General features: G+C 34.2%; 16 protein-coding genes, 1 tRNA gene and 4 pseudogenes. 16 read left to right on the forward strand and 5 right to left on the reverse strand.

Annotated elements, in window-relative coordinates; all coding sequences use genetic code 11:
* Positions 1 to 29 precede the first annotated feature (29 nt).
* Positions 30 to 980 carry a tRNA dihydrouridine synthase DusB gene (gene dusB / locus OPR30_RS01665; RefSeq protein ID WP_265031106.1) on the reverse strand — a complete coding sequence of 317 codons (951 nt, stop codon included), beginning with the start codon at positions 978 to 980 and terminating at the stop codon, positions 30 to 32.
* A 7-nt stretch (positions 981 to 987) separates the two neighbouring features.
* Complete coding sequence (locus tag OPR30_RS01670) at positions 988 to 2,412, reverse strand: hypothetical protein (RefSeq protein ID WP_265030966.1); 1,425 nt, start codon at positions 2,410 to 2,412, stop codon at positions 988 to 990.
* A 127-nt stretch (positions 2,413 to 2,539) separates the two neighbouring features.
* Between OPR30_RS01670 and serS the strand changes: the two genes are divergently transcribed.
* Complete coding sequence (gene serS, locus OPR30_RS01675; protein ID WP_265031107.1) at positions 2,540 to 3,820, forward strand: serine--tRNA ligase; 1,281 nt, start codon at positions 2,540 to 2,542, stop codon at positions 3,818 to 3,820.
* Positions 3,821 to 3,851: 31 nt separating this feature from the next.
* On the forward strand, positions 3,852 to 5,123 hold the full coding sequence (gene purD, locus OPR30_RS01680) for a phosphoribosylamine--glycine ligase (protein ID WP_265030967.1): 1,272 nt from the start codon (positions 3,852 to 3,854) through the stop codon (positions 5,121 to 5,123).
* Positions 5,124 to 5,183: 60 nt separating this feature from the next.
* Here purD and OPR30_RS01685 read toward each other — a convergent pair whose 3' ends face one another.
* Complete coding sequence (locus tag OPR30_RS01685) at positions 5,184 to 5,681, reverse strand: RDD family protein (RefSeq protein WP_264375727.1); 498 nt, start codon at positions 5,679 to 5,681, stop codon at positions 5,184 to 5,186.
* A gap of 137 nt (positions 5,682 to 5,818) precedes the next feature.
* On the opposite strand from OPR30_RS01685, the gene icd reads away from it, so the two are divergent.
* The 7 genes and pseudogenes from icd (at position 5,819) to rho (ending at position 11,968) form a co-directional block, all read left to right on the forward strand.
* Entirely contained in the window at positions 5,819 to 7,246 is a 1,428-nt protein-coding gene (gene icd, locus OPR30_RS01690) for an isocitrate dehydrogenase (RefSeq protein ID WP_265030968.1), read from the forward strand.
* An 82-nt stretch (positions 7,247 to 7,328) separates the two neighbouring features.
* Positions 7,329 to 7,761 (forward strand): annotated as a pseudogene (locus OPR30_RS06390) (molecular chaperone DnaJ); the annotation flags it as partial.
* Positions 7,762 to 7,832: 71 nt separating this feature from the next.
* Positions 7,833 to 8,585 (forward strand): annotated as a pseudogene (locus OPR30_RS06395) (molecular chaperone DnaJ); the annotation flags it as partial.
* Positions 8,586 to 8,606: 21 nt separating this feature from the next.
* On the forward strand, positions 8,607 to 9,254 hold the full coding sequence (nth, locus tag OPR30_RS01705) for an endonuclease III (RefSeq protein WP_265030971.1): 648 nt from the start codon (positions 8,607 to 8,609) through the stop codon (positions 9,252 to 9,254).
* Between the two features lie 278 nt (positions 9,255 to 9,532).
* A pseudogene (locus OPR30_RS01710) lies at positions 9,533 to 9,647 on the forward strand (IS5/IS1182 family transposase); the annotation flags it as partial.
* 114 nt (positions 9,648 to 9,761) lie between these two features.
* The gene (locus OPR30_RS01715) at positions 9,762 to 10,367 is read left to right on the forward strand and encodes a cell cycle transcriptional regulator TrcR (protein ID WP_265030972.1); all 606 of its coding nucleotides are present in this window, start codon (positions 9,762 to 9,764) and stop codon (positions 10,365 to 10,367) included.
* 194 nt (positions 10,368 to 10,561) lie between these two features.
* Entirely contained in the window at positions 10,562 to 11,968 is a 1,407-nt protein-coding gene (gene rho / locus OPR30_RS01720) for a transcription termination factor Rho (RefSeq protein ID WP_010402274.1), read from the forward strand.
* 266 nt (positions 11,969 to 12,234) lie between these two features.
* Here rho and guaB read toward each other — a convergent pair whose 3' ends face one another.
* Positions 12,235 to 13,722 (reverse strand): IMP dehydrogenase, encoded by a 1,488-nt coding sequence (gene guaB / locus OPR30_RS01725; protein ID WP_265030973.1) that lies wholly within the window; start codon positions 13,720 to 13,722, stop codon positions 12,235 to 12,237.
* Positions 13,723 to 13,845: 123 nt separating this feature from the next.
* Positions 13,846 to 14,640: a 16S rRNA (adenine(1518)-N(6)/adenine(1519)-N(6))-dimethyltransferase RsmA gene (rsmA, locus tag OPR30_RS01730; RefSeq protein WP_264378025.1), complete on the reverse strand. Its 795-nt coding sequence runs from the start codon at positions 14,638 to 14,640 to the stop codon at positions 13,846 to 13,848.
* 77 nt (positions 14,641 to 14,717) lie between these two features.
* Between rsmA and OPR30_RS01735 the strand changes: the two genes are divergently transcribed.
* From OPR30_RS01735 to OPR30_RS06400, 7 genes and pseudogenes are all read left to right on the forward strand, one after another.
* A tRNA-Thr gene (locus tag OPR30_RS01735) sits at positions 14,718 to 14,790 on the forward strand.
* Positions 14,791 to 14,814: 24 nt separating this feature from the next.
* On the forward strand, positions 14,815 to 15,525 hold the full coding sequence (locus tag OPR30_RS01740; protein WP_265030974.1) for a triosephosphate isomerase: 711 nt from the start codon (positions 14,815 to 14,817) through the stop codon (positions 15,523 to 15,525).
* Positions 15,526 to 15,675: 150 nt separating this feature from the next.
* Positions 15,676 to 17,031, forward strand: a complete 1,356-nt coding sequence (murD, locus tag OPR30_RS01745; RefSeq protein ID WP_265030975.1) for a UDP-N-acetylmuramoyl-L-alanine--D-glutamate ligase — start codon at positions 15,676 to 15,678, stop codon at positions 17,029 to 17,031.
* An 18-nt stretch (positions 17,032 to 17,049) separates the two neighbouring features.
* Positions 17,050 to 17,640: a COQ9 family protein gene (locus OPR30_RS01750; protein WP_264374961.1), complete on the forward strand. Its 591-nt coding sequence runs from the start codon at positions 17,050 to 17,052 to the stop codon at positions 17,638 to 17,640.
* Between the two features lie 302 nt (positions 17,641 to 17,942).
* On the forward strand, positions 17,943 to 18,422 hold the full coding sequence (locus OPR30_RS01755) for a helix-turn-helix domain-containing protein (RefSeq protein WP_265030976.1): 480 nt from the start codon (positions 17,943 to 17,945) through the stop codon (positions 18,420 to 18,422).
* Between the two features lie 109 nt (positions 18,423 to 18,531).
* On the forward strand, positions 18,532 to 19,872 hold the full coding sequence (locus OPR30_RS01760) for an ankyrin repeat domain-containing protein (protein WP_264374963.1): 1,341 nt from the start codon (positions 18,532 to 18,534) through the stop codon (positions 19,870 to 19,872).
* Between the two features lie 124 nt (positions 19,873 to 19,996).
* Positions 19,997 to 20,108: pseudogene (locus OPR30_RS06400) on the forward strand (IS982 family transposase); the annotation flags it as partial.
* Positions 20,109 to 20,274: the final 166 nt, after the last annotated feature.

The following is a 20,274-nucleotide window of genomic DNA, read 5'->3' on the forward strand; positions in this document are numbered from 1 at the left end:
GCTAATGAGGTAGTATGTTTAATCTGTTTTTAACTAAAAAAATCAATTATATTTTCTTTCACCTCTGTGCTGTCTATTATGTTATTTACTCTTACACGAAATTCAGATGAGTTTTGAAGCCCGCTACTGTACCATCCTATATGTTTGCGGGCCATCTTTATTCCTGTATCGCTTCCATAGTACTCAAGAATACTGTCATAATGCTTGAGTATTATGCTTAATCTCTCTGAGGCTGTTGGCTCATAAACTTTATTTCCACTCAAAAAGTTTATTGCTTGATTAATCAGCCAAGGTTTGCCGTAAGCACCACGACCTATCATCACTCCGTCTGCCCCTGATTCTTTGAGCGCGTTTTGAATATCGTCCAAATTTTTAATATCCCCATTTACTATAACCGGAATTTTTACCTGCTCTTTGACATTTCTAACGAATTTCCAATCTGCTTGACCATTATAAAGCTGTGCCCTTGTTCTTCCATGTACAGTAATCATCTGTGCTCCCAAATCCTCTGCAATTTTTGCCAAGCGCGGAGCATTACGATTTTCGTCATTCCATCCAGTACGCATTTTTACTGTAACTGGCACACTCACTGCCTTGACTACAGCTTCTATTATCTCAGCAGCCTTTTTTTCATCACGCATAAGTGCTGACCCTGCGTAACCGTTTACAACTTTTTTAACTGGACAACCAAAATTTATATCTATGATTTTTGCACCCATGCCCTCATTTAGCTTTGCAGCTTCCGCCATAACATCAGGCTCACAACCAGCAAGTTGTACAGCGGTTAGTTCATCGACTTTTGCTTTTTGCATGCTCTGGCGAGTTTGCATGATCATAGCTCTGCTTGCAATCATTTCTGAGACTAGCAAACTTGCACCAAGTTTCTTTACAATACTCCTAAATGGATAGTCAGTCACTCCAGACATTGGCGCTAAAATAACTGGAGAATCAATCGTCAAACTTCCTATTTGTAGGGACATAGGCTTTCTAGTCGCTAGAAAATGCATTTTTAACACTATTACAAGCTGCTATTATAACATCTTGCACAAATAATGAATTTACTTTCTCTATAAGAGAAGGCTCTACCTCTACCACCTCGCACCTCTCATAATGACCAGGCGTTAAGTATATCGTTTCTTGTTTTTTATCACCCCACAACTCGTCATTTAATTTATAACTCTCACGATTAAATATCTGATTTAGTTGATCATCATTTATCATTTGTAGATTTGGCTCAAACTTTTTTTGCTCCTCGCTGTTGTTATCTTTATAGTAAACATTAATTTCAATATTAGCTAAAGAAGCTAATATACTAATTTCTTCAATAAAAATAAAATAACTTTGACTTTTTATTGCTTCAAGATAAGCTTGATAGAGTTCAGGTTTGTTAAGGAATGATTGTGTAATAAATTCACTACTATACTGGGTATTGTATTCATTTTCACCAAGGCCATAAAGAGCTTCTGCATATTCTTTTAAATTATGTATAGCTTGATCGCGTGATATATTAAGTTTACTAACAGCTTTACTCACTAACTTTTCTACATTATCTTCAGCATTTTTAATTTCCTTATTCATTTGTTCAACCAACTTCCTTATTTTATCAGACTTACCAGTTAAATCGCCTGGCTTATTTAAAAACATATTAAAAACCTTTTCTAGCTGCTCCTTTAAAGGAGTTGGCATACTTGAATCACCTAAAGATTTAAATTGACTTAAAAATTTGTTCCATTCCATTCTCATATCTTGTGCTCTTTCAGCCTTATATTGACCGGAGCTGCTATCACCAAACACTGCATGAAAAAAGCAGTTTCCATCACCTGTAGTATTATATCGAACAATTTTTGTTTGTTTAGGTTGCTCACTTTCTATTGAGCCCATACTCACACCACTATCTGTAGATGGAGAATAGGAATTTCTACGTACCCTCTTATCCGAATCATCTGTTTCTCTTGATATAACATCTAGTCCACTGTCCAATGATTGACTTTTTATTAATTCTCCATTTTTAACAGTATTATCCAACATTACCAGACTATCCATACTTGTTAACTTTGGCTCTTTTGGATTCTGTTCTCGTAACTCAACTCCTTTTTCTTCACTCTTTTCTTCCTTTATAATTCCTTTTCCATCAACATAATCTTTTACCAAGTAAAATAAAGGTTCAATAACCATCTTGTATGTTGCTGTAAGCACTATTCCCATTAAGATCCAAGCTACAGGATGAAAAATTAGCATAGCAAGTGGTAAAGTTAAGAAAGTAGATCCTATTATTAACCCCAAACAGCCAATAGTAACTGTAGCTGCTAAGTATATACCAAGCGCATAAATGGCAAATCTTCCGCCAGCCTTAAGTTTAGTGAAGTGAGTACTCTCTTTAGATTTATTGTATCTTTCTATGATGGCTAACATATTATATTTCACGTTTATCAATTCTAGCAAATTATGAAGGTAAAATCAATATTAGCATTTATATGTAAAAATATTGAGCATTCAAAGCTTTTGAAGTAGAGTAATGATGTTAGTAATAGCACAACATATGCATGATATAGAACATATACGCAAAAACCCTAAAGGATTTGAAAAAGCAATAAAAAGCAGAGGGGTGAAAGAATTTACTGCAAAAGAAATATTAGAGATAGACCATAAAAAAAGATCACTGACTACTAAATTGCAAGCTTTAAATAAGCAACGAAACGAGGTCACGGAAGAAATAAAGAGGCTTAAAATGAACAAAAGCCCATGTGAAGAACAAGTAAAGTTATCAAAAAGCATCACAAGTGAGATAGAGACAATCAGCCTCAAGGAGCAAACAGAAAAAAATAAGTTAGTGGATATTTTATCTAACTTACCAAATATTTCTGCACAAAATGTACCAATAGGTGAAGATGAGAGCTCCAACGTAGAAATCAGAAAATATGGAAAGAAAAGAAAATTTGATTTTACACCAAAATTTCATTATGAACTCGGAGAAAGGTTAGGCTTGATGGATTTTGAACAAGCAGCAAAAATTTCTGGATCAAGGTTTACAATACTAAAAGGACAGTTAGCTAAGCTTGGACGAGCATTAATAAATTTTATGCTGGAAACACATGTTAATGAATTTGCCTATACTGAGGTGTATCACCCAGCCCTGGTGAAAAACGAGGCGATGTATAACGTTGGTCAGCTACCAAAATTTTCTGATGACTCATATTTAACTACCGATAAATTAAGATTAATTCCCACAAGTGAAGTAGTTTTAACAAATTTAGTTGCTGACAAAATAATAGAAGAAAAAGAACTGCCTATTCGTTTTACTGCATATTCAGAATGTTTTCGTAAAGAAGCTGGTAGCGCAGGACGAGATACAAGAGGTATGATAAGGCAACACCAATTTGGTAAAGTGGAGTTGGTAAGCATCACAACTGAAGACCAGTCAAAAGACGAGCTTGAACGTATGACTAGTGTTGCTGAAGAGATATTAAAAAAACTAGAATTACCGTACAGAGTAATGCTACTTTGCAGTGGCGATATGGGTTTTGCTGCACAAAAGACTTATGACATAGAGGTATGGTTACCTGAGCAAAATAAATATAGAGAAATATCAAGCTGCTCAAATTGCGGTACGTTCCAGGCAAGAAGAATGAATACTAAATACTTCTTAGAAACTGACAGAAAAACAAAAAAATACGTTCACACTTTAAACGGCTCAGCTTTAGCCATAGGAAGAACAATTGTTGCCATAATGGAGAATTATCAAAATTCCGATGGGTCAGTTACAATACCAAACGTGTTGCAAAGATACATGAGTAATGATACTGTTATAAGCAAACAATAATTTTGACATATAGAAAAGCGAGGAAATAAAGATGAAGGTTCTGGTTATAGGTTCTGGTGGGCGTGAGCATGCTTTACTTTGGGCTTTAAAGAAGTCTCCTACCTTGACTAAGTTATATGTTACTCCTGGTCGCCCGGCCATGGAAAATTTTGGAGTTCTTGTGAATATAAATATTCAAGATTCAGTGGATGTTACACAATTTTGCAAGAAAGAAAATATAGAGCTAGTGATTATTGGTCCAGAGCAGCCGATAATTAATGGGCTTGCTGATGATTTAACTGCGGAGGGGATAAACGTTTTTGCTCCAAGTCAAGCAGCTGCAAAACTTGAGGCATCAAAGTCTTTTACGAAGGAACTATGTAAACAATATGGTATACCGACCGCCAAATATGAACGTTTTATTGATGAAAGGTTAGCTAAAAATTTTGTCCGTAGTAATAAAATAAAATTGCCGCTTGTAATTAAAGCAAATGGAATTGCAGCAGGGAAAGGTGTCATAATATGCCACACAGAAAATGAGGCTTTTTCAGCAATAGATTCAATGCTAGTGGAGAAAAATCTTGGTGAGTCAGGTGAAGAAATAATCATAGAAGAGTTTTTAATTGGAGAGGAAGTAAGTTTTTTTGCTCTTATTGATGGGTTGAAGGTAGTAACCCTTGGGTGTGCAAAAGATTACAAGAGAGTTGGTGAAAATAACGAGGGACAAAATACCGGAGGCATGGGGTCATACTCATCACCTTCGATTATAAGTAAGGAGATGGAGCAAAAAATTATCCAAAAAATAATATATCCTACAATTCAAGCACTGACTAACATGGGAACATCCTATAAAGGCGTACTCTTTGCTGGTTTAATGATTTGCAAAGATAGTCCAAAGCTTCTTGAGTATAATGTTAGGTTTGGGGATCCGGAAATACAATCTATTTTACCTAGACTTGATCCAAATTGTGATTTGTTAAAGTTGATGTTGTCAGTTGCAGAAGGCAAGTTAAATACAAAAATGGTGGAGTTTAATGACAAAGCTACAGTTTGTGTAGTTGTTGCAAGTAAAGGCTATCCTGGTGATTATCAAAAGGGAGAAGTAATTAAAGGATTGGATAAAATTGAAAACATTCCTGGTGTACTAGTGTTTCATGCTGGTACTAAGTTGGATGAAAGTGGTAATTGGATTTCCGATGGCGGAAGAGTGCTAAATATAGTAGGAGAAGGAAACACTGTGGAAGAAGCTAAAAGTAAAGTGTACTCAGCGTTAAATTTTCTAGAATGGTCAGGTGGGTTCTTCAGGTATGATATTGGTAGTTAATTTAGCTCATGCAGAAACAAAAAAAGTCACTTTGCAAGTAGTAATACACATAGAAAAATATCAACTAGGTTTATAGTCTATCACTACTGTTTTTGCAATTTTATCATGAAGAAACTGCTTACGTTGGTCAAATATTGCGAATATAAAAACTAGAATCGGTAAAATTGCAAACCACTGAGAAACATAATCAATTAAAAAAAGAAAAACAAATGATAAAGCTGCCTCAGAAATGCACCTTATTGTTGCTTGCATTAGAGTAACACTTTTAAATGTATTTGCATCTTTGACATACATACCACATAACAACTGTCCTGGAGTACCTCCCAGTCTTGTTATCATTAATATTTCTAATACTGTGTACAGCATTGATGTAAAGATTGTATAAGGAGATGTTAACTGTTTAATTTCGTCATGAAAGTTATCAACTTCGTGATTGCCAGATACTGCAATGTATAGAATGAATAAAGGAAAGAAAAATATGATATAGTCAAGTACTTCTGCTACAGTACGCCTTGTAAACCCTACATAATTTACTTTAACACTCGTTTCAGTATTCATATATACCCCACCTATATTTTATATTACCAACTAATATAAAGATACGTTATTAAACAATCGTAAATATGCCAATTTGGATAATATTGACCCACTCTATTATTTGAATTAACATTAAATTATTTATAGTTAGGAAAGTTATGTCAACACCAATCACAGTTGCGTATGGTGATGGTATCGGACCAGAAATTATGGAAGCGGTGCTGTCGATATTGCGTGAAGCAGAAGCGAAAATCTCAATAGATATTATTGAAATAGGTGAGCATGTTTACAGTAAAGAATGGTCTCATGGAATTTCTCCGAGTGGTTGGGAATCTATCGAAAGGACAAAGATATTACTCAAATCTCCAACAACAACCCCTCAAGGTAAAGGGCACAAAAGCTTAAACGTTGCGCTCAGAAAGAACTTAGGGCTGTATGCAAACATTAGACCATGCATTTCGTATCACCCTGTTATAGAAAATAAATTCGATAAATTTGATGTTGTTGTAATACGTGAAAATGAAGAAGACGTTTATACGGGAATAGAGCATAGGCTCACTGGTGACTCGTACCAATGCACTAAAATTATTACTAGATCTGGCTCAGAAAAAATATGCAGGTACGCTTTTGAATATGCGAAAAAACATAACAGAAAGAAAGTAACTTGCCTGACTAAAGACAACATAATGAAAATGACTGACGGCGCTTTTCATGCAGCGTTTGATCGTATTGCAAAAGAATATCCGGATATAAAGGCGGAACATTATATAGTTGATATTGGAATGGCACGTGTTGCCACAGAACCCGAGAATTTCGATGTTATAGTAACTGAAAATCTATATGGCGACATATTATCAGACATAGTAGCACAAACCTCAGGTTCTGTAGGGCTTGCAGGAAGTAGCAATATAGGTAATGAATATGCAATGTTTGAAGCGGTTCACGGCTCTGCTCCTGATATTGCAGGAAAAAATATAGCTAATCCTTCTGGTCTTTTAAATGCCGCAGTACATATGTTGGTCTATATTGGTCAAGTGAGTACTGCAAAACTAATCTACGATGCATGGCTCAAGACTTTGGAAGATGGAGTACATACCGCTGATTTATATAAGGAGAAAAAGAGTAAACAAAAGGTTGGAACAAAAGAATTTGCAAAAGCTGTTATAGATAATCTAGGGAAAAAACCCACAACGTTATCTGAGCTTATAATTAGCAGTGATTCGGATAGTAAAATAAATAAAGTACAAGACAATTACGAACAAGATTACAAAGTTAAAAAGCTAGTGGGTAGTGATATAACGCTTGCCTGGGACAAATCCAACAATTTTGATCAAATAGTAGGATTATTAGAATCGAGTAATCTGCAGATGATAGCAATATACTCAAAGGGTCTTGCAGTTTGGCCAGGAAGTTCAAAATCTTTAAGTGACCAAATAACTTGTAGGTTTATTGCGAATAGTGAAAAGAAAACTATTACAAATAGTGACGTGAATAATTTACTAATCAAACTCGAAGAAAATAACTTTAATGTAGTGAGAATGGATAAGTTGTATTTGTATGATGGGAAAGAGGGTTTCTTCTCTTAGTGGTTGCTTGATATTTTTATGCTTGTGTGAAACATTAAATATATTACACTAATAGCATCGTGTATTTATGTGAGGTGTAGTAATGAGTCAACATTTCAAGTTAACTGGTCAGGAGTTTTATGATAATAATGATCTGTTTAACGTACTAGAGATAAAAGCTGAACAAATTGTAGGTAAGGATTATCAAGCTCTTAGCAAGTTTCTGAAAAAACAATATAATAAATTGATACTTGTAAACCATCCTGACAAAGGTGGAGACAAAAATAGATTTGATCAGATTTATAAAGCTTATCAAGAGCTAAAAAAGTACATTGAACCTTTGGAGTCAGGAAATCCTTGTGTTAAGGTCAGCGTTGATGCTGAAAGTGATGGGCGTTTAACAGCACGTGAATTTCATTATAGAAAGAAGCTGTTCTATACACTAGGGATTAGTGAAGAAGCTATAGGTAAAGATTTTGATGAATTGACTTCTATATTAAAAAAGAATGATAGTGCGTTTGAAGAGGATGTGGAATACTATTTTTCAGGAGATATTTATAGCAGTTTTTTTAGGTCGTCAGACCCTGGCGAGCTTAATAAACGCTTATCAAAACCTAGTATGCGGCTATTTCTTTATATTTCTCCTCTAAAGGAAAAAAAGAACCTAGTAGATGAGGATAAAAAAGAATTAGCGTTAAGATTTATAGAACGTAAAAATGCCTTACTATTTATTCGGACTCTTAGTGTTCTACCCTTAGGCCTGTTAACTACAGTTACTATAGGTTGCTATTTTTCATGGTGGATCATAGCATTTAACATCGCTATTAGTAGAGCCTCTGGTTTATTAGTGAATTATTATATGGAAAAGTATAAAAATTCAGAAATTTCCACTGATGAATTCATAAGTAAAATGAACTATATCGCGCTAGGCAGTAAGCTTCTTATCAACTATCCTTTAGCTGCTTTTTCTGTTTATTTAGTTACAATAAATTTCATTGCTAATGGATTAACTGTTGGTGGAGCTGTACTTGGTCCACTATTGTTATTGGCAGTATTAATTGAAGCATTAGCTCCTATTTTTTCAAAAGGTTGTGAAATATAAACTGAAAAACACATGAAAGATTTACTTGAGGAAGATCCAAGAGATAGAGTGCAAAAGGAGACTGATCTGTTAGGACGGTATGATCCACGAAAACTGTTAATGCCAATTATCATGCCTCTTGTTAGAAAATGTTTTGCAGAAGTGGCAAGCGAGTTTGCTGAGAGGAATTTTGATGAGGTAAAAACTGATATGTCTGATGTTAATATTGAAGGACTACCTCATCCTCGAGCAATTGAATTTGCACAGCAAACAGTATAGTATAAGCTTTTAGCTCTATGCATGGACTCAAAAAAAGTAGAATTAATATTTGAAAAATTTCAACAGTCAAATCCTGCGCCAAAAATAGAGCTAAATTATACCAATCATTTTACGTTATTAGTTGCAATAGTTCTGTCAGCGCGGACGACCGATATAAGTGTTAATAAAATTACAAAGGAGCTATTTAGTATCGCTGATACGCCAGAAAAAATGTTGAATCTTGGGCAAAGTGAGCTGAGAAAATGCATAAGCAGTATTGGTTTATATAATTCTAAAGCAAAAAATATAATCGGGCTCAGTAAAATATTGATTGAGAGGTACAATAGCAAAGTGCCTACTAATTTCGATGATTTGGTATCTTTACCAGGGGTTGGGAGAAAGAGCGCTAATGTGTTCTTAAATTCAGGGCTTGGTATTCCAACATTGGCAGTTGATACTCACGTTTTTAGAGTGAGCAATAGAGTTGGGCTTGTGAAAGAAAAAGATGTACTTAAAACAGAGCAGTCTCTTTTGAATGTAGTGCCAAAAAAATACCTACTTTATGCTCATCATTGGCTAGTTTTGCATGGTAGATATGTTTGCAAAGCGCAAAAACCTTCGTGTGAAACATGCATAATTCATGATTTATGTGAGTTTGAATGTAAGAGGTTAGTATCTCTTCTTTTGTAATTCAAGTAGCTCACAGAGGTGAAAAAGATTACTTTACACATTTTCCCATTTTCCTTATCATAAGACTGAAGGTATTTTATTATCTTCAATCTGTGCAGATTAAACGACAAAAGTATTATACAGTTGGCGTCTTATTTTTAATTTTTTGCACTATGTGCACCTTATGTCTTCACAATATTTCTAGGTTTTACCTACGTAAGCTGAAACGAGCTTATAAAACGTTTAAGACAGTATAGAACGCCAATTTTCAGGATTAGAGAGTAACAACTAGCTAACGTGAGAGATCTTTTGCCTGGTTGGAAAAATGTAGGCGACTTTGGAAAAATTGCGAGCGTAAACTTAATACTAGCCTACAAATTTGCTTTTACTTCTTTCCTCCTCAAAAGATTATGAACAGGTTCTAAGAGATAAGAAATATAAACCAAAAAGCCATTGGATGACAAAGTTAATGCTTTTTTAGTTTTAATGGTTTATATTTTATTTCTATAACAGTAAAGGAATATTAAAATGGGAGATGTTTTTTCGATGTCAATGGAATCTTCTAAAGACAATAAAGATAGAAATGAACAATTTTTCATGCAAGTAGCTGCTTGGTTGGTTGATAACACTAGCTTAACTTTTGATCAAATAGCACAATGTTGCAAGTTATCCCTTGAAAAAGTACAAGACATAGCTGATGAGGAAATAGAAGTTGAAAAGTATGACCCTATTATTTCTGAAATAATTACTGAAAAAGAAATCGATAATTGCAAAAAAAATCCAAATCGTGTACCAAATTTGATTATAAAAAATATAAAAAAAAGGGCAAAGACGATTAGCTTTCTTGCCTTTGCTTCCACAGCAAGGCGTAGAGATAAACCTAATGCGATTTATTATTTGGTAAAAAAATTTCCTATCTTGAACAATAATGTGATAGCTAAGCTAGTTAGTACAACAAATTACACAGTTGAGCAGGTAAGAGATGGATCTCATCATAACATACTCAATATCAAACCTCAAGATCCTGTACTACTTGGTTTATGTAGCCAGGAAAATTTAGAAGCGGAAGTAGAAAAAGCGAAAGTAGAAGAAGAGAAGAAACAAAGATTAAAAAATATAAATAATAGCTATTGATGATTCTCAAATTCTTGTACTTTGTTAATATTAAATTGACTTGACTTGTTAGTTTTTATCAGTATAATGTAAGTAAAGTATCTAGTTTGATAATAATTAAGTCTAAATACGCACTAAAAACTAGCTCAGCCTAATTTATTGTTTTATATTCACATTTTAGGTTAGTAAGCATCAATTAAAATTTTTGGAGGATTATGACAACAATCAATGAAGATGTCTTAGCAAAAGGAGAGGTTGTAGGTCAACCTGAAAAAAGCGAACAAATTCATAATGCTGACGCAGTAAAACAAATGACCAGTGAAGGTGCTGAAAAAAACAAGAAAACATTGGACCTGAGTGAATTGAAAGAGAAAACAGCAGAAGAATTGTTAGAGCTAGCTGAAGAAAGAAAAATTTCAACTAGTGGCAAAGGCAATGGCAGGATGCTAAAACAGGAAATGATATTCAGTTTAATGAAGAAAATGAGTGAAGAAGGAGGCATAACCACAGGAAGTGGAGTAGTGGAAATATTGCCTGATGGTTTTGGTTTCTTACGTTCATCAAGTGCAAATTATGCTCCAAGTACCGATGATGTTTATATTTCCAATGGCCAAATAAAGAAGTTTAATTTACGTACAGGAGATATGGCATGTGGAGAAATAAGGCCACCTGGTGATAAAGAAAGATATTTTACTTTAACTAAGGTTCAAAGTATAAACTCTACTGAAATCAGTGAATTAAGAAAGTACGTCCATTTTGATAATTTGCTTCCGCTTTATCCTGAAAAAAGCCTCATCCTTGAAAACAACAGTAGCGGAGATAATAAAAAAGATATAAACATGCGTGCTGTAGATATAGTTACACCTCTTGGAAAAGGACAAAGAGCATTGATAGTTGCTCCACCTCGTACAGGAAAAACGATATTGCTTCAGCAAATGGCTCACTCTATAGCTACAAATCATCCTGAAATAGAACTAATAGTATTACTTATAGATGAAAGACCCGAAGAGGTAACAGATATGATACGCTCTGTAAAGGGTGAAGTGGTAAGCTCTACATTTGATGAACCTGCCTACCGTCATGTCCAACTTGCTGAAATAGTAATAGAAAAAGCTAAAAGAATGGTTGAACACAAAAAAGATGTAGTGATTTTGCTTGATTCTATAACTCGCCTTGCACGTGCTTATAATGCAGTCATTCCTTCGTCTGGAAAGGTTCTAACCGGTGGTGTAGATTCAAATGCGCTGCAAAGACCAAAACGCTTTTTTGGAGCAGCTCGTAATATTGAAAATGGTGGTTCTTTGACAATCATCGCTACAGCCCTTATAGAAACTGGTTCAAAAATGGATGATGTTATTTTTGAAGAGTTTAAAGGCACAGGTAATGCTGAAATTATACTAGATAGAAAACTTGCTGATAAACGTATATTCCCTGCTATTGATATTACAAAATCCGGAACAAGGAAGGAAGAGCTATTAGTTGATAAGGCCATACTAAATAAAATATGGGTATTGCGTAGGATACTTAACCCTATGGGATCTGTTGAAGCAATGGAGTTTTTACGTGACAAATTACTTTTAACAAAGAGCAATGCTGACTTTTTTAACTCCATGAATCACTAAAAGTAAGCCAATTCTGATGGAGCAAAAAAGCAAAGCTCTCTTATAGCTAAAATAATTTGGATTTATCAAAATATATTAAGCTGGCAATCTACCTTAAGTTGCTATTCCAACTTATAGCACTGATTTTGATCAAAAATTTTATGTAGTCAGTTTATTTACAATCGATTTTCCAGTGTCAGCCACTTAGATGACATCTTTTTGACTCTTAATATTAATATCAATTGTTGTACCAGTGTTGAAATGACCCACTCAAAAGGGGATTGTATTTACTCTGAATCAGATGATAAATTAGATGCTTGGTAAGCGTAATTTGGAGCTTCCTGTGTAATGATTATATCATGAGCATGACTTTCTCTTAACCCTGATGAAGTAATAGTGACAAATTTGCAGTTTTTTTTCATCTCTTCTATATTACGGTTGCCAGTGTAACCCATTGCAGCTTGCAACCCACCAATTAACTGACAGATCACTCCTGAAGCTGGACCTTTAAAAGGAACTCTTGCTTCTACTCCTTGTGGGACTAAATCAAGTTTTGAATCTTGAAAATAACGGCTAGCTGACCCTCGTTTCATTGCACTAATAGATCCCATTCCTCGATATTCCTTATATGCTCTACCCTTATACATGATAATCTCACCTGGGCTTTCCTCAGTACCAGCAAAGATTGAACCTATCATCACAGTATCAGCACCAGCTGCAATAGCTTTTGCAACATCTCCCGAATATTTTATTCCACCATCAGCAATTAGTCTGACGTTTTTTGTTTTACAAACCTCTGCAATATTCTTGATCGCAGAGAATTGTGGCATACCAACGCCTGTAACTATTCTGGTAGTACAAATTGATCCTGGCCCTATTCCAACTTTCACTGCATCAACACCAGCATCAATTAACGCTTCAGCAGCCTCCTTTGTTGTAATATTTCCGCCGATTAATTGCGTATTCGGATACATCTTTTTTATTTCCTTAATGGTGCTGATAACGTTCTCGGAATGACCGTGAGCGGTATCTACAATAACCACATCAACTTCTTCTTCGACCAAAGCTTCACATCTTTCTATACCGTCTTTTTTACCAGTACCAATTGCAGCGGCAACTCTGAGTCGACCTTTACTGTCTTTACATGAATTTGGATATCTATTGTATTTTTCGATGTCTTTAACTGTGATTAGACCTATGCAACAAGAATTTTCATCAACAACCAAAAGCTTCTCTATTCTATTTGCATGCAACAATTTCATTGCTGAGGCGCTGTTTACTGCCTGCTCTCGAACTGTTACTAACTTATCTTTTGTCATTACCTCGGAAACTTTTATATTCATGTTCTGGTCTTCAATAAACCTCACATCTAGATTAGTTAAAATTCCCACTAACTTGCGTTGATCAACTACAGGAATGCCGGAATAATTATACTCTCTCATTAATGAAACTGCTTCTGCAACTGTTTTATCTGGGGAAATTGTAATTGGGTTATACACGATCCAGCTTTCATATTTTTTCACCCTTCTTACTTCTAACACTTGTTCATCTATTGATAAATTCTTATGTATGCAACCTATTCCACCATGTTGGGCAATAGCTATTGCAAAGCCTGATTCAGTGACAGTGTCCATTGCAGAGGATATGAGAGGGATATTTAGTTCTATATTATTTGTTAGATAAGTTCTTGTGTCTGCATCACGAGGCAATACATCAGAATAGGCCGGTAAGAGAAGTACATCGTCAAACGAATAACAAGCTTCCATTTTTTTCATATGCTTTATTTAAAGCTTATACGCCAATTAATGAAATTGCAATAGAGCTTTTGCAAAATTAGCCTGGCTCCAGCTATTTTTAGATCAAAATAGGATAGAAGAGGGATGTAGCTCCTAATATATTTATCGCAAAATTACATTATTTGCTAGCAAACAGAACTGCTCAATAGTTAAGCTTTCTGGACGTTCGTCTCCACTCAGTTTAGCATTCTCAAGAATAGTTGAGACATCACTAGTTATACTTTGCAAGCTATTTCTCAGCATCTTTCTTCTTTGAGCGAACACAGCACGTGTTAGCTTTGTTAAGGTTTCTAAATTTACTGCAAATCTTGGAGTGGGTAAAGGTTTTACTGTAATTACTGAAGAATATACTTTTGGTCTTGGAAAAAATTCCTTAGGTTCAATATCAAATTCCTTCTTTATGTCGCATAGTAACTGGCTTAGCACTGATAGGGAACCATAATCTTTAGAATTAGGTTCTGCTGTAATACGCTCTGCTACCTCCTTTTGGAACATTAACGTCAAATTCGTAAAAAATTTTATATTATTTAACCACTTTAAAAATAACGCTACTGAGATATTGTAAGGCAAGTTAGCAATGACTTTGACTGGACATTCTACCAGCTCTTTTTCTACAACATTAAGTGCATCTGCTTCTATAATTCTATATTTTCCCTGATGCTCATTTAGCAATTGTTCGTGATGTTTCACTAAACTACTATCTTTTTCTATAGAAAGTAGAAACTTTGGATTATATGCCAATATTTCTCTTGTTAACGCACCATACCCAGGACCAATTTCAATAACATTAAAATCTTTCAGGCTACCAGCTAAGGCAACTATTCTTTTTATTATCTCATTCGATAAAATAAAATTTTGCCCTAGACTCTTTTTTGGCTTCAGTAAAAATTTTCTCATATAATCTTATTATGCAGTATTTTAAAAATTAGTTGACGAAAATTCATCAATAATTGTATATTGTCAGTGTATTTAATGCCGGCTTAGCTCAATTGGTAGAGCAACTGACTTGTAATCAGTAGGTTGTCAGTTCAAGTCCGACAGCCGGCACTCTCATTCATATAAGAAAAATTGATGTCTTTTTTAATAGTAGCAAATTGGAAAATGAATGGAACACGTTCTTCATTTGTTAACTTTATAGGCAAACTTAACAACAAGAGCAACGAAATTACCTCTAAATTAGTAATTTGCCCTCCTTTTACATCATTTCAAAGCAATATAGAGTTGAACAACAATATTAAAATAGGAGGACAGAATTGCCATCATAAAGAGTTCGGTTCTTACACAGGTGAAATTAGTGCAGGAATGTTGAAGGAACTAGGATGTAGTTACGTAATACTTGGACATTCTGAAAGGGCTCATGAAAAAGATAGTGAAATAAAACTTAAATCGAAAACAGCAATAGAATCAGGATTACACCCAATCATCTGTGTAGGTGAAAACTCAGAAGATTATAAAAATAAAAAAACAAAAGAAGTAATAGAATATCAATGCAAAAACCGTTTGCCAACACAAGGTGAATATACCATAGCATACGAACCGATATGGGCAATAGGAACAGGAAATGTGCCAAATAATGACGCAATTGCTGAGGTGATAGAGATAATAAAATTGTGTACTGGTAAAAAACACATTATATATGGTGGCTCAGTCAGCTCAGAAAATATAGGAAACTTGCTCAGTATTCCAAATCTATTGGGAGTTTTAATTGGTAGTGCAAGCTTAGATTTTGATCACTTTTATCAAATTATACAACAAGTCGAGAAAAAATTTTCTCTTAATTAATTCTAAAGGATAAATACTCTTATTGTCATGGCAAGGGAGTTGGCAAAATGTGTCAAGGAGTTTTCTATTGGCTAAGGTTGTGACAATAAAGTTAAGCACTGCCAAAAACTATGGAAGAAGTCATTATAATTTGTATTATATCTTTATAAAATGGTTCGCATAAGTTATCTAGAAGTGCAACTAAACAAATACAAAAATCAAAGTGTTGCGGTTTTCGGCCTTGGTAAAACTGGTTTGTCCGTTATTAATGCTCTAACAAAAAGCAGTGCAAAAATATATGCATGGGATGATAATAAAGAGCAAATAGCAAATGCAAAAAAGATATATAAAGAGTGTAACTTTACTCATCCCAATGAGTATAATTGGCATGAGATAAGCACACTAATTTTGAGCCCTGGAGTGCCAATACCAACGCATTGGGTAGTAAAACTTGCAAGAAGCTTTGACTGCAAAATAAAATCAGACATTGAGCTATTTCTTGAAACTAAAACTACAAGCCAGAAGGTTGTAGGCATCACTGGAACAAATGGCAAATCAACCACCACGTCACTAATAGGGCACATATTAAAATCCACAGGGAAAAAAGTAGCTATTGGCGGGAATTTAGGTGTGCCTATTTTGGATTTAGAAAGAGATGCAGAAATTTATGTAATTGAATTCTCCTCTTTTCAATTGGAGCTAATAAATAAAATTAATGTAGACATTTCTGTATTGCTCAACATCACACCAGACCACATAGATAGACATGGAAGTATGAATAACTACATAGCAACTAAATTAAAACTGATAAACAGTAGCAAGATTGCCGTGATAGGATGTGATAACAAAATTACCGCTGATGTATTCAATAAATTCACTGGGAACAAAATTCCAATCTCAGCTTCGATGTCACCCTCTTTGTCATCCCAGTGCCTAGGCACTGGGAAACTAGAGAATCATAGCTTATCAGTAAGCGACGTGAAAATAAACCTAGTATCCAATGTAGAAAATATAGTAGCTGCACACGCTGTGTGCAAGTTACTTGGAGTAGATAGCAGCACTATTGTCAATGAAATCAAATCCTTTCCAGGGCTAAGACACAGAAATGAATTTCTTGGCAAAATACATAATGTACTTTTTATCAACGATAGCAAAGCAACCAATGCAGAATCGACCGAAAAGGCAATTTTATCTTATAAAAACATATATTGGATTGTTGGCGGAAAAAGCAAAAAAGGCGGAATAGAATCATTAAGCAAGCATTTCACCAAGATTAGAAAAGCTTTTCTTATTGGAGAATCAACTGAAGTTTTTGCAAACATTATGGAGAACAAAATAGATTATATGAAGTGCTATAATCTAGAAAACGCATTTAAACTGGCTTTTGAAGAGGCCATAAATAGCAAAGAAGAAGTAGCGATATTACTTTCTCCTGCATGTTCTTCTTTTGATCAGTGGAAAAATTTTGAAGAGCGCGGTGAAGCATTTTGCAGAATGTTTGAAAATCTCAGGTATAATTATATGTGATGTTTAGTATAATATTGTATGGAACAAAAGTTAATAGTAGATGAGCTGATTAAGGTTATTCCATTTGAAGGAATAAGTGATGCAACCTTATTGAAAGTGTGCACGAACCTTAACCTAGCCAATAGTTTTTGTAAATTTCAAAATGGAATATATAGTGCTTTGGAGTACATAGCAGAGGACTTAAATAGCTCAATGGAAACTGAACTTTGGAATTCCAATTTAGAAGATATGAAGGTAAGAGAGCGGATAAAGTTAGCTGTCCAAATACGCCTTTCAAACTATGCTAAGTTACCAAATTACAGAGAGTTTTTAAAAAACGTTTTATCATTCTCTATATTACCAAAAAATGCATACTTTTCTAGTAAACTCTTGTACAGAACTGTTAGCGCGATTTGGTATGGCATTCATGATCAATCAACAGATTTTAACTACTATACAAAAAGAGCAATATTAGCTGGAGTGTACTTAAGTACGATACTTTTTTTTATCAATGATTATTCAGAAGATTTTGCAGATACCCTGTCGTTTCTTGACAAACGTATCAACAATGTCATGACATTTCAAAAGTTTAAAACCCGTTTGAATAGAATGGTAAGAAACTTCTTATAGCCTCTTTACTTATACGAGTTACTCGTATTTATACCTAAAGCTGCCTTGATTTTTATGTTAAGATAATTGAACATCCACTAACAGTGAGCTTAACAAAGAACTTGATTGAAAGCAATACATTAGAAAGTAGTTTTGCTGGAAACTTGAAGTAGACAGAATTGATACACATAAAGCTGATCCATGTACAAAAGTATCTGTTCAGATACACGACTAATGCTGTGTGATCCATAGAGGTTATTACAATAAGAATGTAAGATCAAATAGAAATTTGGATTTGCAGTAGTTTATAGACCTTATTACAATTGCAAAGGATAAATTCTAGGGTTAAACTACGTCTGAGTTGGATAAAACTATACAAAGAGTTGGGTCATGCAGGAAAGGTATGTCAGCATTATGGTATTTCACGTTTTACCTTACGTAAATGGTACAAACGTTATGAAGAGTTAGGTGAAAAAGGATTAGTAGATCTCAGTAGTAAGCCTAAAACTTCACCTTTGCAAAAGATCAATGAATCAGATGAGCAGCTTATTCTTCATCTAAGACAAACTAGAAAGCTAGGGGCAAGGCGTATTCAAACCAAGTTAAGACGTCTATATGATTTATCCTTGTCATTGGCTACTATACACAAAATTTTCAAAAAACATGATGTAAGTCTTCTGCATGTTAAACGTCATTATCGCAAACAGGTCAAGCGTTATAACTGTAAAGTACCTGGAGAGCGTGTGCAGATGGATGTGTGCAAAATATCGTCAGGGCTTTATTCAGGAAATTGTGGACTTTAATATATCGGATTTAGTAACTTCAATAAATTGTGATATCTCTCTTACAGATTCATTCAAACTTAATTAAGTGGGAGTATTGTTAATGCGAAAAGGGTTTAATTAAAATGGTATGGCGTGTGAGGAAGACATACATCAATTGGTAGAAAGTGGATTTGATATTAACTCAAAAGATGTAAGCGGAGTCACTCTCTTGCATAAGTTTACAAAAGAAGGCGATTTAGTTGGAGTAAAATCATTATTAGAGCACGAAGCTGACTTTAATGTTGTGGACAATGAAAATAGAAATCCACTGCATTATGCTATTATGCATGGACACAAAAAAATTGCTAAACTTCTTGTTAATCAACTGACAATTAATTCTAGAGATAAAAATGGATTTACTCCACTTCACCTTGCTACACTACAAGATGACACAGAATTAATGGATTTTTTAATAACAAAAGGCGCAAAAGTTAATGAAAAAGATGCTGAGGAAGGCTATACTCCTCTTCACATAGCTTCATTATACGGTTCTAAAAAGAGCGTCCAGATTTTAATTGATAGCGGAGCAAATCTTGAATGTGAAGATAATAACTTTCGTACTCCTTTATTTTTGACCATTTATCAATGTACTACACATTATGAAAGTAGAGCAGAGATTATAGAATATCTGATAAAGAAAGGTGCAAACATAGAAGCAAAAGATGCAGAAAATAATACTACGCTTTTTCTAGCAGCATATAACAACAAAATGCAACTGGTAAAGCTTATTGTAAAGCAAGCAAAAGCTAAGTTAAAAGAGTTTATTTGCACAAAAAATAAACATGGTTTTGATGCACTGGATTGCGCTATTAAGCATAATAATAGGCAAATGGTAACATTTCTTGTTTCAAAGGGAATAGAAGCAGATGACCAAGATTGTAGCGGTAACACCAGGTTACATAAAGCTAGCTATAATGGTGATACTAAAGCAGTTAAGTTCTTATTGGAGCTTAAGGTAAACGTTAATGCCGTCACTAGATGCAACAGAACTCCTCTGCTACTTGCAGCTAAAAAAGGCCATGTAGAAATTGTAAGAATGTTGTTAGCAGTAAAAGCCAATATGAATATTTGTGATCAACAAGGTTTTACACCTCTGCATCTTACTATTCAAAAGGATTATTTTGATATAGCTCAGCTATTAATAGAAAAAGGGGCAATTAATTGTAGTAATGATTATACTGCAATAGATATGTTTATTGACAAGGCTCATAGCAAAAAAAATATTGAAGAAAATTACAAAAAATTTTGTAGGTTTTTGATGCTTTACTTGAAAGAGCTACATAGTAAACACAAAGCCTTTTGTGTACTTTCAATCCTAGCTCTAAGCTTAACAATTATAGGTTTACCATTTATTTTCAAGCCTATTATTAAATATAGAGAAAGAAGTAAAATATATAAAAAAATTAGGGCTATGCTGATTTATATTTAAGTATAACAGGAGAACTAAGCTAATATATGACAATTATCTGCTCGATAAAAATGGAATTAAATGTATCCGTTTAGCAGAGTGGCAAAATAAAATAGACAAAACCATAAAAATAAATGGTGTCATGCAATTTGAGCTTCGGCATAGATCCCACATAAATTTTTTGGTACATATTTTTTTCAACATCAATTTCGTATTCCATGCAGTCGAAAAAGCCCTCTATTTCTAAGCTTTATTGACTCGGATAATCCATAACTGGGGTATATAGCATTTCTGCTTACATTGATCCTGTCTAAATTTAATCCCTATATCTTTGTTTGATGCTTGTTGTTCCATAATATTCTTCAATTCAAAGAATATTAATATTGGCATATAAGTATGAATATTATGCTAATATAATTACTT

The organism is Wolbachia endosymbiont (group B) of Athalia cordata (assembly GCF_947251845.1).
In the GTDB taxonomy this organism is placed as follows: Bacteria; Pseudomonadota; Alphaproteobacteria; order Rickettsiales; family Anaplasmataceae; genus Wolbachia.

Bases quoted from the DNA above. Each gene is read 5' to 3' on its own strand.
- dusB (WP_265031106.1), bottom strand. From the start codon at position 980: ATGTCCCTACAAATAGGAAGTTTGACGATTGATTCTCCAGTTATTTTA.
- icd (WP_265030968.1), top strand. From the start codon at position 5,819: ATGTCAACACCAATCACAGTTGCGTATGGTGATGGTATCGGACCAGAA.
- rho (WP_010402274.1), top strand. From the start codon at position 10,562: ATGACAACAATCAATGAAGATGTCTTAGCAAAAGGAGAGGTTGTAGGT.
- serS (WP_265031107.1), top strand. From the start codon at position 2,540: ATGCATGATATAGAACATATACGCAAAAACCCTAAAGGATTTGAAAAA.
- rsmA (WP_264378025.1), bottom strand. From the start codon at position 14,640: ATGAGAAAATTTTTACTGAAGCCAAAAAAGAGTCTAGGGCAAAATTTT.
- OPR30_RS01715 (WP_265030972.1), top strand. From the start codon at position 9,762: ATGGGAGATGTTTTTTCGATGTCAATGGAATCTTCTAAAGACAATAAA.
- OPR30_RS01670 (WP_265030966.1), bottom strand. From the start codon at position 2,412: ATGTTAGCCATCATAGAAAGATACAATAAATCTAAAGAGAGTACTCAC.
- murD (WP_265030975.1), top strand. From the start codon at position 15,676: ATGGTTCGCATAAGTTATCTAGAAGTGCAACTAAACAAATACAAAAAT.
- OPR30_RS01740 (WP_265030974.1), top strand. From the start codon at position 14,815: ATGTCTTTTTTAATAGTAGCAAATTGGAAAATGAATGGAACACGTTCT.
- purD (WP_265030967.1), top strand. From the start codon at position 3,852: ATGAAGGTTCTGGTTATAGGTTCTGGTGGGCGTGAGCATGCTTTACTT.
- OPR30_RS01750 (WP_264374961.1), top strand. From the start codon at position 17,050: ATGGAACAAAAGTTAATAGTAGATGAGCTGATTAAGGTTATTCCATTT.
- nth (WP_265030971.1), top strand. From the start codon at position 8,607: ATGGACTCAAAAAAAGTAGAATTAATATTTGAAAAATTTCAACAGTCA.
- OPR30_RS01760 (WP_264374963.1), top strand. From the start codon at position 18,532: ATGGCGTGTGAGGAAGACATACATCAATTGGTAGAAAGTGGATTTGAT.
- OPR30_RS01685 (WP_264375727.1), bottom strand. From the start codon at position 5,681: ATGAATACTGAAACGAGTGTTAAAGTAAATTATGTAGGGTTTACAAGG.
- guaB (WP_265030973.1), bottom strand. From the start codon at position 13,722: ATGAAAAAAATGGAAGCTTGTTATTCGTTTGACGATGTACTTCTCTTA.